This is a genomic window from Paenibacillus sp. 37 (genome assembly GCF_008386395.1).
GTDB classification, from domain to species: Bacteria; Bacillota; Bacilli; order Paenibacillales; family Paenibacillaceae; genus Paenibacillus; species Paenibacillus amylolyticus_B.
In genome coordinates, this window is the sequence record NZ_CP043761.1 from 2901185 (window position 1) to 2918104 (window position 16920).

Sequence of the window (16920 nt, forward strand, 5' to 3'; positions counted from 1 at the left end):
AGGGACAGGGGGGTGTGATGATGCGACAAAAGAAGGACACGAAATCAACATCCGATAGTAATCCGGAAATGAGCCTTACGGATATTGTGATCGTCGGTATGGCGTGCAGGTTTCCGCAGGCTAATCATTATACGACGTTTTGGGATAATCTTGCGAATGGTGTGGATTCCGTCAGGGAGGTTACCCCAGATCGATGGGATGTATCAAAGTTCTATTCTCAAGATATTGACGCCCCTAATAAGAGTATTGGAAAATGGTGCGGTCTGCTGGATGATGTGTATTCTTTTGACCACCGCTTTTTTAGTATCTCTCCCCGAGAGGCCAAAAATATGGATCCTCAGCAACGAATGATACTTGAAGTATCCTGGCAATGCATAGAGGATTCCGGGATTTCGCTTCAAAGGTTACAGAATCAGATCACTTCCGTTTATGCCGGAGTAATGACAGTAGATCACCGCCAAATGGCTTGCCTTCCCGAATTGGAGATAGATAGCTACGCTTGTCTTGGAAATTATGAAAGTATTCTTGCCAATCGAATTTCTTACGTCATGGACCTCAAGGGCGCGAGTATATCGGTAAATGCAGCTTGTGCATCTTCATTAGTAGCCGTGCATGAAGCCAAACAAGCCCTGCAACGAAAAGAGTGCAATTACGCCTTGGCTGCCTGTGTAAATCTAAATTTGCATCCCTGGAAGTTTATTTCATTTTCCAAGTCAAGAATGTTAAGTCCGGATGGGCGTTGTAAGACCTTTGATAAGGAAGCCAATGGTTATGTACCAGGGGATGGAGCAGGCGTACTGTTGCTTCAAAGGCTTGAAGATGCTTTAGCGGAAGGCAATCATATCTACGGGATTATCAAAGGATCTGCCTGCAATCATGGTGGAAGAAGCGCATCCATAACTGCTCCGAGCATGAAGGCACAACAAGACGTCATCTTGGCTGCTTATCAGGATGCAGATATTTCCCCGGAAATGGTCACTTATATTGAGGCACATGGAACGGGAACGTCGTTGGGAGATCCGATTGAAATTGAAGCGCTTAAAAATGCATTTGCTGCCTATACTTCCCGAGCCCAATTCTGTCGGATTGGCTCGGTAAAAACCAATATTGGCCACTTGGAGAGCGCTGCGGGCATGGCTGGTATTGTGAAAGTGATCATGATGATGAAACATGGTAAAATACCTGCCAACCTTCATTTTAACGATCCTAATCCGATCATAGATTTTAAGAGTACTCCTTTTGAAGTGACAAGGGCTCTAACGGATTGGAACAGTGCTGGCGAAGGTTTGCCTTTAAGAGCGGGCATAAGCTCTTTCGGTTTTGGTGGAGTCAACGCACATCTGGTGATTGAACAGTGGTGCGCTGCACCCTCGAATAAACAGAAGGATGATGCAGCAGCAGCCCGTTCTCAGCTGTTCACGCTATCTGGAAAATCAAAATGGCATTTGGAAAAACAGCTTGAATCGTGGAGAGCATTCTCGCTCACACCCGAGTTTGAAGATTGTACGCTGCGTGATATTAGTGGAACATTATTCACGGGAAGAGTGGCTTTTCCTTATCGTTATGCTGTGATGGCAGACAACTTACAGCAGTTGAAGGAAGAGTTGCATTCGGAATCAAGTCGTCCTTTCATGCCAAAACAGCAAAAGTGGGCAATAAGAGTGGGGCACTTTTCCTATATAAACTATGAGCAATTTAGCATGTTAACCCGTGATTTACCGCACGTGGAGGACATCGTTCAATCCTTACTGGATCAAATTGCTGATCGTCCACTTGCCGATCATTATCGGCGGATGTTCTACAATGAACCATGGGAAGAAGAGACACTTCCATGCTGTCAGTTCATTGCTGGATACGCCGTCCTTCGATGTTTACTTGATGCGGGCTTAAAAGTGGAATGGATGACAGGGGAACGTGCAGGGATGTGGGCAGTTCTTGGGGTAAACCAGATGATTGTGCCAGAACAAATTCTTTTGAGGCTTGCAGGGGGAAATGAAGCTAACATCTTTAAACTCCATCGTCCGTGTATTCCCTATTATGATCCCACATTGCAAGACATTTTGTATCCGGTTTCTTTTAACGAGGCCTATCTTCGTCACTTGTTGGGTGGCACACTAGTTGATAGTGTGGGCTCTGGGAACAGACAAGATGATCGATTGGAATATCCAATGGTCAGTGATAACGAACAGGTTCAATATTATCTAACTAAGGGTCAATCACTCATCTCTCATCAGTTCACCTTCAGAAAGTATATAGATGAATGGTCGAATCTTCTAGGTAAAGTAAGTGGGGACGATTGGGATTTGGAAGAGTTGCTTGGGAAGCCTCTTGATGTCTTGATGGTTACGGAGCTTTCCACTCAACAGTTGTTCATTATCGTTACAGCTGTGGCTCATTCACTGCGGAGGTTGAATCGCAAATGGGATTTGACGATCATGACTGAGCCCGATCCACGATTCGAACAAATATTGGATCTGATGGACGATCACATTTTACTTCCTGAAATGGTCGCCCAGCTTGTTTTGGATTCCAATGCGGATTATAAGGCGATTGCCCAATCCATGAACCTGAAACAGCAACAGATGCATACGGATCAAAACGAAAACCCATTACATGACCTAAACGATAACCTGCCCGAAATTGGAAATGTTGAGCAATGGCTGCATCAAACACAAGAAAGCCAAGTTGATCTGGAAAAAATTTCGACAGACATCAAGATCATCGACATCGGAGTAGTTCAATCGGCCGCACCTGATACGCTGAAACTTGCTTTAAAAGAGGATGAAGCAGGATATGACGTCTGGAATATCCTCGGTCAGTTATGGCTCCATGGCGTGAATGTGAGGTGGGACCTATGGTTCCCTTCAGGAACATTTAACAAGTGTGCCCTGCCGACTCAGCGTTTCGAGTCTGTAATACATCGATTACATGACAATAACAATACCCTGGCTAATCCATCGGTTATGGATGTACATAAGCTTCCGCGTCCACAGGGGAAGGGGATAGATCCAGCTTTACACCCGATGATTGGCTGGAATACCTCAACCTTGGACGAATTCAAGTACCAAACGCTGTTTACTGGCAAAGAATTTTTTCTGAATGATCATATCGTAGATGGTAAACGGACTTTACCAGGTGTGGCTTATTTGGAAATGGCATTGGCCGCTGCGCAGAAGGCAGGAATCCAGGAGGTTACTGGTTTTGGTGAAGTGGTGTGGTCAAGACCCCTGACGGTTATGGAGCATCCTGTTGAAGTAAATATTTCTTTGTCAAGAGCTGAGGGAAAAGTTCATTTTCACGTATGGACCGGCGATGATTCAAACTCCAGACGAATTCACGGGCAAGGAACGTTGTATGAAATAAAAATGGAAGGCAATAAACAAGTCTTGCGACAAGGCACTGAATACGGAGTTAAACGTGATATGGATGCGATTAGAAGAAGGTGTGTTGACCCTGTTCCAGGAGTATATCGCACGCTTGAAAAGAGTCTTCTCGTCTACGGTCCATCCTTTCAATCCATAACGGATTGTTGGGTGAGTGAAGATGAGGCTATTGCCAGCTTTGCGCTCTCACTCCCTTGTGATGAACAGTCACATGCCTACACGCTTCATCCTGTAACGATGGACAGTGCTTTGCAGACAGCGATGTTACTTGTCCAAAAGGTAAGCTCTAGTCTTTGTATGCCCTATTCCATAGGTACGGTCAAATGGTGGAATCGGCTTCCCGACAAGGGAAGTGTGTATGTTAGGCAGCAGAGTACACAAGGGGGAAAAGCGTTCAAGTTTGATATTGTCTTGCTTAATAAACAGGAACAAATATGCATGGAGATGCGTGATTTTACGGTAAGACAGGTTCAGGACAAAAAGCGCCATGCGAAGGACTCACTGAAAACACTTTTGCAAAGATTGGAAGCCGGAGAGGTTGAACCCATTGATGTCTTAACTTATATGGAGGAACGATGAGAAAAGATCAGATGTTATCACTGGATCAGATTCTTGAAATGGTGAAGGGACGACGTCTCTCATCAGAGATAGCCTATCAGCTTATACAGGAAATAGAGCGGCATGATAATTCGGCTTCCAATGAAAAAAACATACAGCAGAATACGTATCTGTATCCATCCTGGGAAATTCAAGACCTTCAACGTACGGTTTTCAAAAGTGAGAGACTTCTGTTATTTGTTACTGGTGAAGAAAATATGGGGCAATGGGATGAGAGTGCTTCCATCATTCGTGTGATACAAGGAAATCAATTCATCGAGCAGGATGCTGATACATTCGTAGTCCGTCCGGAACATGAAGAGGATTACGAGCGTTTATTCAACCGACTGTCCGAATTACAGTGGATACCTGATACTGTCGTTCATGGATGGAATGGTGCCGTGCTTTCGGAAGATGGAGGGACGCTGCTGAGTAAACAGCTTGCCCAGGGCGTGTACGCCTTATTTTATACATGCCAATGGCTGGCGAAATGTGCTGACAAAAAGAAAATACATCTTTTATATGTTTATTCCAGCGATCATAAAGAAGAACCGGCAAGTGAAGCCGTAAGCAGTTTCATGCGCAGTGTAACATGGGAACACCCGCAATGGACATGTCGTACATTGGACATGGGAAATGAACCAATCGATATGTTACAACTCATCAAACAGGAGCTGGAAGCTCGGGACCAAGCGGTAGAGGTTCGTTATCGGGACAATCGGCGTTATGCAAAAAGATTGGTATCGTTGCCGAAAAGAGAATATTCACAAGTGGATTGGAACAAAGAAGGCGTGTATTTGATCACAGGTGGGATGGGCGGCATCGGTCTAAAGTTTGCCTCCTTGCTTGCCAAATCCGCTCGAGTCATTGTTTTATCCGGACGCTCCATTCTGAGTAGGGATCAGGAACAACAATTGCATGATCTAGGGAAGTTCGGAGCTGAAATAGTGTATATCCCGGCGGATGTATCGCAACGTGAGTCCGCTTTTAATCTCATCCGTGAGTGCAAAGCCAGATTTGGGGGTATTCATGGTGTGATTCATTGCGCTGGCGTATTGAGAGACTCCATGCTTCAATCCAAAAATAAAGTGGACATGGATGCTGTTATCGCTCCTAAAGTATACGGAACGGTTTGGCTGGACGAAGCTTCTTGTCATGAACAGTTGGACTTTTTCATCGTTTGCTCTTCCGTCATGTCCGTTCTGGGCAACGCTGGACAATGTGACTATGCCTTTGCCAATGGCTTTATGGACGGTTTTTGCCGTCAACGGGATCGTTTGAACAAAGAGGGGTTACGTTCTGGTCAGACGATCTCTCTGAATTGGCCTCTATGGTCGGAAGCGGGGATGGGAGTAGATCCAACTCATCGCCTTTTTTTGGAGAATACGCTCGGGATTTCAGCGATATCCAGCGAACATGCCATACATGCTTTTGAAGATGCTTTCCATTGTAAGGAAAATCAGCTGGTAATTGTTGGCGGGGATGCGGCCAAATTTCAGAAGGTACACGAGAAAACATCGTTTGCAGATGTGGATCCTCCGAAAAAGGATGTGTTGTTGCAGAACAGCATAAATGAAGAAGTTCTACTAGAAAGGGTTTCAGAGGTCATTTTGACCATATCCTCTAAGATTCTTAGTGTTGACATACAGGAACTGGATCTGGATGCGGATAAGAGCGACTATGGATTTGATTCCATTTCAACGACTGATTTTGTCAATCGACTTAACGCAACATATAGCATTGATCTGACGCCTCCTGTTGTGTTTGAATATGCGACTTTAAGGACCTTTGCAACCTACCTGAGCGGAGCTTATGGCGAAGACATTGCCCGATATCATGGAATGAGTGGGGGACACGATGAACCCGAAATGCAGACTTCACATACGGTCAGTGCTGATGAAACAAATGAGAACGCAAGTGAGCCTGTTGATGTCCATAGGAGCAATAAAGAACCCATTGCCATTATTGGAATAGGCGCTCATATGCCTCAATCCGAGAGTATGGATCAACTATGGGAGAACTTGGTTTCCGGAAAAACCTTTATTTCCGAAATCCCTCCTGAACGCTGGGATTGGCATCAATATTACGGGGACCCAATAAAGGAAGTTAATAAAACCAACATCAAATGGGGCGGATTTATGAAAGCCATTGATCAATTTGATGCTTCGTTTTTTGGAATTTCGCCTCATGAAGCGGGGTTGATGGACCCGAGACAGCGCATTTATTTGCAAACCGTATGGGAAGCCATTGAAGATGCTGGTTACAGGCCATCCGATTTGTCTGGGAGTAAAACAGGCATGTTTGTCGGGGTGGTTAGTTCAGATTATTATGATTTGATGCATCAAGCAGGCATTCCTACCGAGGCACATACAGCGTTGGGCATATTTCATTCCATTCTGGCTAACCGAATTTCATATCTTCTAAATCTGCATGGACCTAGTGAACCCGTGGATACAGCCTGTTCCGGTTCGCTGGTCGCCATTCATCGGGCAGTGGAATCGATACACAACGGAGAATGTGAACTGGCAGTTGCCGGAGGCATTAGTGTTATCGCAAGTCCACAGCTGATGATTGCTTTTAATCAGGCAGGCATGCTCAGTGTGGATGGTCGCTGTAAAACCTTTGATCAAGGTGCTGATGGGTACGTTCGTGGTGAGGGTAGTGGGGCATTGCTGCTTAAACCGTTGTCCAAAGCGGAAGCGGATGGAGACCATATCTATGGAGTAATTCAGGCAACGGCTATAAATCATGGGGGACATGCCAACACTTTGACGTCTCCAAATCCTAACGCACAGGCAGAACTCATTGTTGAAGCGTGGTCGAGATCAGGAATTGATCCGAGGACAGCAGATTATATTGAAGCACATGGTTCGGGGACGCCATTGGGTGATCCAATCGAGATAAATGCGCTTAAAAAAGCATTCTCCCAGCTGGTTCAAAACTGGGATGAATTGCATGGCACGCAGAGCGGCTCATCCCCGGATTCCACTGTTCCGCACTGTGCAGTGGGGACTATAAAAACGTATATTGGGCACCTGGAGGCAGCAGCAGGAGTAGCGGGAGTACTAAACGTGTTACTCAGTATGAAGCATAACCGATTGCTGCCAAATCTGCAGTTAAATGAAGTTAACCCGTACATCCAGTTGAAGAACAGTCCATTTTATATTGTAAAGGAAGGACAGACGTGGAATCGCAAACATGACACGTTGCCCAGAAGTGCGGGCGTAAGTTCATTTGGGTTTGGAGGTGTCAATGCTCATATCGTCATCCGCGAATACGTGACCAAGCACAATAGTTCCCAAAATATATCCAATCGCCCCCAGTTACTCATCGTTTCTGCAAAGAACAGGGATCGATTGAAAGCATATGCGAAGCGAATCGTTGAATTTCTGAGTCAAACGGATGGGATTACCCTAGCTGATGTTGCATTTACAATGCAAACGGGCAGGGAAGAGATGGAGGAAAGACTTGCATTGGTGAGTTCGAGCATCACGGATGCCGTAGACATGCTTGAGCGGTTTGTTGCAGGTCAGGCAGATCTATATCGATGTTGGCAAGGGAGCGTATCCAAGCGCAAATCCCTCCAAGATGAACATGTTATAACTTACAATCATCCATCCACAGATCAGGATTTCATGATGGAAGCAGAACTCCATAAACTTGCTCAGCTCTGGGTAACCGGTAACAGGATTGATTGGTCTTCAATGGATAAAAGTGAAGGGCAACGGAAAATCTCCATCCCGACTTATCCGTTTGCAGAGACACGGCACTGGCTTCCTAATCCAGTCAACCGTATAGAAAACGCTGGAGCTCATCGGTCGGGAATGGATAACAGATTCATGATGAAGCTGGAAAACAGATCGGATTTTCGGTCATACCGCTACGAATTTGAATTTACGGGTCAGGAATCCTTTTTTCGGGATCACGAAATAAACGGATATAATGTATTGCCTGCCTCAGCACATATTGAGTTGATCAGGGCCGCTGTCATGATGGCTGCTCAACCCAGAGAGGATGAACAAATTAACCTCCAAAAGCTGGTATGGCTCCAACCTGTTGTAGCTCAACAAGGTATGGGAAGGCTCCGAATCCTTCTTAATCCATCCTCTAATGGAGATATTGAGGTGACCGTTCAATCTCCAAGTGAGTCTCAGGGGGATGGGACAGAGACCATGGTTTTTAGCCAGGGGACTGCTGTGATTACCAAGCGTGGAGTACGCAAGACTAGCGAAGTGGAGACAATCCTGAGCAGCTGTAATCTGGAAAATCTCACTTCAGAGCAATGTTATTCCTTTTTTTCAGCAAGAGGCATGCGGTATGGTCCAGACTTCCAGGGTCTGAAAATTGTATCAGTGGGTCATGATCAGGCATTGGCCAGAATTGCTCTGCCTTCGAATATTATCGATGGATTTCAGGAGGGCACCCTTCATCCAGGTCTTCTGGATAATGCTTTTCAGGCCACCATCGGGATCTGGTCCAGTGCTTCGGGAAATATTCAGGAGGAGCCGCAAGATACGTCTTTGTTGCCCTTCTCCATACAGCAAATTCAAATATTTGGCTCCTGCGAAGCAGAGATGTGGGCTCATGTCCGAGTACGTCAGGAGAGTGGCAGTGCCGTTGTACACGCAGATACCGAATATGACATGGATTTGTTTAATGTAGAGGGTGATGTACGGGTATCTATTAGGGCAATGCGTTTTAGAAGACCTGAGCCAAAAGCTTCTAATCTCAATGAGACTAAAGGGATGGAGACATATGAGTTACAAATGCTGGCCCCTGTATGGAAAGAGCAGACAATCGGCTTGCATGAACATGAACGTGTACTCAACGATCTCCGGGGAGAAATATGCTTGGTAGGTACGAAGAGCTCGTACTTGACTCAGCTGCTTAAATATCTGCCTCACGCCGAAGTGATCGTTTTGAATCCACAGGATTCGATCATGCGGATCACGGAACAACTGATCCCAATTATGAACCTTCGACATATGGTGTGGATATCTCCGCTAACCACCGGAAACTCACCTGATGTCGAGGGAATGATTGAGGCTCAGGAAGAAGGCGTGTTTCTTCTGTACAGACTAATTAAGGCACTTCTTCAGGACGGATATGGGAATCGGAGCATGGAATGGACTGTAATCACAATGCAGGCAAACGCCATTCATACACTTGATTCGGTTGATCCCACTCATGCCGGGATACATGGTCTTATAGGAGTATTATGCAAAGAACGACCCGGATGGAAGGTTAGACAGGTGGATTTGGATCAGTTGAACGATAAGAATATGCACGAGTTGTTTTCGTGGTCTGCTGATTCCTACGGATTCCCATACGTAAACCGACATGGCGAATGGTTTCGTCAACAACTTGCGTCCGTTACATATTCCCCTGTGAGTTCGGGGCAGTCTCATTCCTATCGCCATGGAGGTGTATACGTTGTTATCGGGGGAGCAGGCGGAATCGGAGAGGCATGGAGTGAATATATGATCCAGCATTACAAAGCCCAGATCATCTGGCTGGGAAGAAGGAAACTGGATGCTGATATTCAGGCGAAATTGCAAAGGCTGGGCGAGCTCGGACCTGCGCCCTGTTACATGGCTGTTGATGCAACGGATTCGGAAGCAATGCGTCAAGCATGTACAGATATTAGGCGGAATCATCAAACCATTCATGGTTTTATTCATTCAGCCATCGTATTGGAGGATCGTAGCCTGGAATATATGGACGAAGCTGCTTTTCGGAAAGCTTATTCCACCAAGGTAGACATCAGCATCAATATAGCCAAAGCGTGTATCGGAGAGTCGCTTGACTTTGTACTCTTTTTTTCGTCCATGAACTCCTTTTTGAATTCGGCCGGACAGGCCAATTACGTAGCCGGCTGTACGTTCAAAGATGTATTCGCCCAATTTTTGAGACAGTGCTGTAATTTCCCCGTCAAAGTGATGAACTGGGGATATTGGGGAAGTGTGGGTTCGGTACGTTCTGAATATTATAAGACACGCATGGCGAAAGCAGGACAAGGTTCAATCGAAGCTCCTGAAGCGATGGAGGCTCTTAATGTACTGATGAATGGTGTGCTGGATCAGATTGCATTGATAAGGAAACAGCCTTTGGTGGATATGCAGATCTTGCATGAAGAAGAATCCATTATGGTCTATCAGGGGGCTGTCTCTGCTTGTATAACAGGGGTCTGAAGAGCGGGGATTATCAGACGGTAGGGGGAACGTGTAATGACAGAACTGAAAGAGTTGTTGGGTCAATTATTATGGGGCAGACTGCATGCTACAGGACTTTTGAGCAATTTTCGGGGTGAAGATGCAGCTGTAGCAGAAATGCCTGATTCATTGATCAAGCGTTACGGAAGATGGTGGCGGGAGAGTCTTCTTTATTTGCGAAAATACGGTTATTTCACCTCTACTGGTGCTGTAAATCCCTTGATTCAGACCAACGATACGGACCTGGCTCACGCATGGAAGAAATGGGATAGGAAAAAACTGCTGTGGCTATCCGATCCAAACGTATCTTCCTACATTCCACTGCTGGATGCCACGCTCCGAGCGCTGCCGGACATTTTGACGGGTCAGAAGTCCGCAACCGACATTATTTTTCCGAATAGTTCCATGCATCTGGTGGAGAACATTTACATGAATAATCCTGCTGCCGATTATTTCAATGCCGTTTTGGCAGAGCAGGTTGCAGCTATTATAAAACAGCAACTTGTGCAGGAGCCGAGTGCACATATCCGTATTGTGGAGATCGGAGCCGGAACGGGAGGCACGAGCCAGGCGGTTCTTACCCGGCTGAGTGATTTTCATCCCCATATTCTGGAGTATTGTTATACCGATCTTTCCCAGGCTTTTTTGAGTCATGCCCAACAGATATATGGCCCGCATTATCCGTACCTTACATACGGAACGTTTGATTTGTCTAAACCTTTGTCCACCCAATCTCTGCAAGCGGGGACTTATGATATAGCGATAGCAACTAATGTCATGCATGCTGCTCCTAATATTCGCCTTGCCTTAAGGAATGCTAAGGCATTACTCCGTTGTAAGGGTGTTTTTTTGATCAATGAAATCACTGAAAATACGCTATTGAATCACCTTACATTTGGTTTGTTGGATGGGTGGTGGAGCTATGTGGACCCTGCTCTGCGTATTTCCGGAGGACCATTGCTTAAACAGGAAACTTGGAAAAACGTATTGTTATCCGAGGGGTTCGGGGAAGTACAGTTACTGGCTCATTCTGACGAATTTAAGGGCCAGCAAGTGATAATGGGAACAAGCAATGGCGTGGTACGTCAGCAAATCTTGAAACATGAGCAAACGGTGAAACATCAGGCCGAAAGTCAAACGAGCCACATTTCGCAGGATATTCAAGAAAAACCGTCAGAAATCCGGTTACCCGAAGTGGAGGGGTCACATACATCCGAAGAAAAACTGAAGTACATAAAGGAAGTGCTTGTTCGGACATTATGTGAATCTTTGAAAGTGGAGGCACAGCTTATCGACCCTGAGGAGGCTTTTTCCGATTATGGGGTTGACTCCATAACGGGTGTTCGATTAATTCATTCGATCAATGAACGACTGGGAACGGAGCTGTTCACCACCGATATTTTTGATTTTCCTTGTGTCAACCAGCTTGCACAGTATATTTCCCCAATGGTACAGGAGAAACCGATGGAGCCTGAACAACAAACGCAGCTTCATGGGGGGCGCAGTGCCAGTGCCGATAGGCCCGACGTCCAATGGACTGAACAGATGAATGAAGAGCGGGAATTCACGTTGGGTGATGCAATGAAGAGTCATTCCGATGGCGATATAACATCCTCCGGTGCCAACAACAGACACAAGGACATTGCGATCATTGGCTATAGCGGCAGATTCCCGCAATCGGATAATGTGGATGAATTATGGGAGCATTTGGCTGCAGGCAATGACTTGATTCAGCGTGGGGCGCGGTGGACTTCCGAACAGACAGGATCATCCGTAGAGAAAACTGAAAATAACCATGGAGCTTTTTTGGAAGATAGCGATTGTTTTGACCCCTTGTTTTTCAAAATCTCCAATGTTGAAGCAATGCATATGGACCCGCAACAGCGATTGTTTCTGGAGGAATCGTGGAAAACCCTTGAACACGCCGGATACGCGGGCGAACTAATTCAGGGCCGTCAATGCGGAGTGTATACCGGATATTGTGGAGGAGACTATGAGAAGTTGATCGGTGAACAGGCCCCTGCACAAGCCTTTTGGGGCAATGCTGCATCCATCGTACCTGCCCGAGTATCCTATTTTCTGAATTTACAGGGGCCGGCGATTGCGGTTGATACCGCTTGCTCAAGTTCGCTGGTTGCCATTCATCTGGCTTGTCAAGCCCTATGGTCAGGGGAAGTGGAGCTTGCTCTGGCAGGTGGAGTGTTTGTGCAATCCACGGCTGATTTTTATCTTTCTGCTAGTCGGGCGGGCATGTTGTCCCCGGCTGGACGGTGTCATAGCTTTGATGAACGTGCAGACGGTTTTGTGCCGAGTGAGGGTGTGGGGGCCTTGTTGCTCAAACGGCTGGAGGATGCCATCCAAGATGGTGATCATGTACATGGGATCCTCAAAGGCAGCTGTATCAATCAGGATGGGAGCACCAATGGGATCACAGCCCCCAGTAGAGCCTCACAGGAAAGACTTGAACGCCAGCTATACGAACAGTTCGGTGTTAATCCCGATCAGATCCAATTGGTTGAAGCGCATGGTACTGGAACGAAGCTGGGTGATCCCATTGAATTCGAAGCGCTGAACCGAAGTTTTCGAAAGTATACGAGCCGTTCTCAATATGCTGCACTAGGTTCGATCAAGTCGAATATGGGACATTCGATTGCAGCAGCGGGCATAGCCGGTGTTATCAAATTGTTATTGGCCTTGAAACATCAACAGATTCCACCATCCATTCATTATTCCAAAGCAAATCCCAATATTGATTTTTCGAAAAGTCCATTCTATGTCAATACTCAATTGAATCCATGGCATACACCCACCGGACTTAAGAGGGCTGCACTTGTAAGCTCATTTGGCTTTAGTGGAACCAACGCTCACCTTGCCATCGAGGAGCCTTCCGGAGAGTTTTCTCCATCAATACATAAACCGGGTTATCTATTGGTGTTGTCTGCACAATCGACAGGACAGTTGAGGGAACATGTGAGACGAATTGCGCAGCATTACAGGAAAGTGGGAGCCCAGCTTGATTACGCAAGCACAAGCTTTACTTTGATGACGGGGAGAAGACATCTGGAGCATCGGTTAGCGTGTGTAATTCAGCATTCTGACGATATGGCCTCCATATTGGAACAATGGCTTGAAACCGGGGGCTCATCACAGATATACGCGGCGGATTTATCAGGCCAGCCTTCCAAAGAGCAGTCTGTTCTTCGACGTTATGGCAATGAATGTATCCAAAAAATCGCTGAGGAATCAGCAGATGATTCGCGATATCTTGAAAACCTGCATGTTATTGCTGAATTGTACGTACAAGGATATGAATTGGATTATAACAGGCTGTATTTGACGGAAAAGTATAAAAGAATACCTCTGCCGACGTATCCCTTTGCACGGGAAAAGTATTGGGTGAGTTCCGGGGAAGCCATCCCTTCCATTGAAAGGAATGTAAACAAGGAGATTTCGGATGTTGCTCCTGTCACAAAAGAGCGCAGAATAGCCAAGCTTCTCGGGAAGCAGTGGAGGCACGCGGCGGTTACAAAGCTTGATCCAGAACATGGGAAAGTTGTGGTTGGATCTACAATGGAAACCGCCAGACTTGCCAATAAGATTTCACAGATGATACAGGGGAGCCAGGTTGTGCTTGTGAGTGAGGAAGAGCAGGATTCTGGACGTTTGCTCGATGTTTTAATGAATTGTGATGCTTTTATAGATCTGTCAGGCTGTAGCCGAAAGATGGAAGCAGAAGAAATGATGCTGGACCAACTGATCTACTGGTTAGCACAGCTCCAACAAATGATTGATACCCGTGGTCACAAAGAATTAAAACTACTTGGAGTCACCATGGGCCTAGAGTCTTTCCAGAACCCATCGATTCATATGGGTGGCGCAGAACGGGCTGGGCTCTACAGGATGCTACAAAGTGAGTACAGTCATATTATTTCGCGGCATATTGATGTGGACCCGGGGGACAGTGAGCTTGATATCGCAGCACAGATCGTTCAGGAGTTAACTCATGCAGGGAAGGAACAGGAGGTCTGTTATCGTGAAGGACAGCGGTACAGTGCTTATCTGGATACACTCGATAACGTGAATATACAGCAGTTGAATCAAACCCGACGTCCTTTTTCATCCAATCATGTTCTTTGGGTCACTGGGGGGACACGGGGTCTCGGCATGCTGTGTGCGCAGCATGCCGTCCGACACTACGGGGTCCGTAAACTTGTTCTGATCGGTCAGACCCCATTTCCATCTCGACATGAATGGGAGGCGCGACGTGGAGACAAAGACGAGATCGGCAGCAAAATTAGAGATATCCTGGAATTGGAGAAACAGGGTGTACAGATTGAAGTACTCTCTCTTGATATAGGTAATAAGGAGAAACTTCTGGAGGCTGTAAAACATATACGTTCAACGATGGGCGCAGCCGGAGGAGTAATTCACGCAGCTGGCATAGCCGACATGGAGAATCCCGCCTTTATTCGTAAACCGCTGGAGTCGATTCGGAGGGTGTTGTCCCCCAAAATATTAGGCACTATAGCACTGTATGAATGCTTCCGTCACGATCCCTTGCAATTTTTTGTCCTGTTCTCTTCCGTGGCTGGAGCCATTTCGAAACTTGGTGTCGGACAAAGCGATTATGCCATGGCTAACACCTACATGGATTATTATGCCGCAGCGCATGCCCGTACCAGTCCACTTATCAGCATCCAATGGCCGAACTGGAAGGAATCCGGGATGGGTGAGTTTCCAAGTCAAGTTTATAACGAAACCGGCCTGCTCAGCATCACGGATGAAGAAGGACTGAAGTTGCTGGACTGGGCACTAGTTACCCAACAAAGCGCAGTCATGCTTCCGGCAATCGTGAGCAGCGAATCCATTGACACTGGGGGGGAAGCGGGAATTTCCAGAGCGGTTAAAACTGAAACGATGTCCGAAATACCTATGACAAGTGGGGCTTCTTTTTCTGATACATCAGAGATATTACAGATGAAATTAAGTTCCATATTCGCCGAGGAATTGAGTATTGAACCCGAAAAAATGAACCCAGACCGATCCTTCGAACATTTCGGGATGGATTCAATCCTGATTGCACAGCTGGCACGCCGGATAGAGCGCGAGCTTCAAATTCCTGTGGTGGAACCTTATCTCTTTTTGGACTATCCAACGATCGCAGGACTGACAGGGGCTTTGCTGCAAAAATACGTAACAAGTCCACGTATATCTCCTGAACAGTTCAACAGACATGAGGCCCGACAGATTCTCCAGCCGCCCAAAGAACATTCCCGTTCCCGAGTGGCCATCATTGGAATGGCCTGTCATTTCCCGGATGCGGTGAACCCGGAACAATTTTGGAACAATCTGAAGACAGGCAAAAACAGTATACGTGAAATTCCGTCATCCCGGTGGGATTGGAGAACGTACTACCATCCTGATGGCAAAGCCGGGAAAAGTATGAGCAAATGGGGAGCTTTTCTCGATGAGCTGGAATCGTTTGATCCCGATTTTTTCGGAATGGATCATTCACTGGCAACTCATCTGGACCCTTTGCAAAGGCAGTGGCTTGAGGTTAGCGCTGAAGCACTTGCAGATGCAGGATATGGAAAAAATCAGCTTGAGTCGCTTGAGGTTGGTGTGTTTGCAGGGGCAAGAACAGGTCATTTCATGAGCAAAATACGTCAGGACAACAAACAAACCATTATTGGTACAGGTCAAAATTTTATTACGGCACATTTGGCTCATTTATATAACCTCAGAGGTCCAAACATGGTCGTGGACACCGCTTGTTCCAGTTCCCTAACAGCCATCCACTTGGCTGCCCGGAGTTTGCAAAATGGGGAAGCAGATCTGGTGATCGCCGGTGGGGTTGAAGTTTTATTGGATGAGACCCCTTATCTTTCCCTGACTGCATCAAGGGTGCTGTCACCAGATGGACAATGTAAAACCTTTGATGCCTCTGCCAACGGAATTGGGGTTGGGGAGGGCTGTGGAGTAATCATTATGAAACGATTGGAACAGGCCATAGCGGACGGTGACAAAATCTACGGCGTGATTGATGGTTCAGCAATTAACAATGATGGTCATACGATGGGCGTCACCACACCGAATCCCCAGGCTCAGCAGACGTTGATCGAACGTGCGATCAAGGATGCCAATGTTGATCCGGCTTCAATCAATTATGTAGAAACACATGGAACAGGCACGGTCATTGGAGATCCCATTGAGCTTAAAGCGTTAACTCAAGTGCTGGGAACCCGTATGGAAAAGAGGGCTCTCTGCGGCGTGGGAAGTGTCAAAAGCAATGTTGGACATCTGTTGAGTGCGGCAGGGGCAGTTAGCATGATCAAGGTTTTGCTGAGTATGGTTCATGGCCAGATCCCGCCCAGTATAAATTGTCCGCATCCGAATCCGAGATTTCGCTTTGAAGAAAGTCCGTTATTCCTTGTTCAAGAACTTACACCTTGGACCAATAAAGTGTTGCGTGCGGGTGTCAGCGCGTTTGGGCTCGGAGGAAATAACGCTCATATCCTTGTCAGCAATGAGGGTGTCCCGGACCAAAATAAAGCGACACTGGAACCTCGTTTCAATCGCATTGTCTGGAAAAGGGCCCGGTTTTGGCCTGACGAGGGTGAGGGGAAAAACGTGGTGGTCGGATCGTATTCCGGACAAACCAATCGTAAACCTGAGCATATGCTGTCTTTCTTCACACCGAAAAAATTGCAGTAAGGGGGAACTGTCGT

General features: G+C 46.6%; 3 protein-coding genes. All 3 read left to right on the top strand.

Going from position 1 to position 16920, the window contains the following annotated elements:
* Positions 1–17 precede the first annotated feature (17 nt).
* The 3 genes from F0220_RS13085 to F0220_RS13095 are packed head-to-tail and all read left to right on the top strand — an operon-like array spanning position 18 to position 16906.
* Positions 18–3962, top strand: coding sequence for a type I polyketide synthase (locus tag F0220_RS13085; RefSeq protein WP_149846564.1), 3945 nt, complete (start codon positions 18–20; stop codon positions 3960–3962).
* Positions 3959–10171 (top strand): SDR family NAD(P)-dependent oxidoreductase, encoded by a 6213-nt coding sequence (locus tag F0220_RS13090; protein WP_149846565.1) that lies wholly within the window; start codon positions 3959–3961, stop codon positions 10169–10171. Before F0220_RS13085 ends, F0220_RS13090 begins: the two co-directional genes overlap by 4 nt.
* 36 nt (positions 10172–10207) lie before the next feature.
* Positions 10208–16906, top strand: a complete 6699-nt coding sequence (locus F0220_RS13095; RefSeq protein ID WP_105598416.1) for a beta-ketoacyl synthase N-terminal-like domain-containing protein — start codon at positions 10208–10210, stop codon at positions 16904–16906.
* Positions 16907–16920 lie beyond the last annotated feature (14 nt).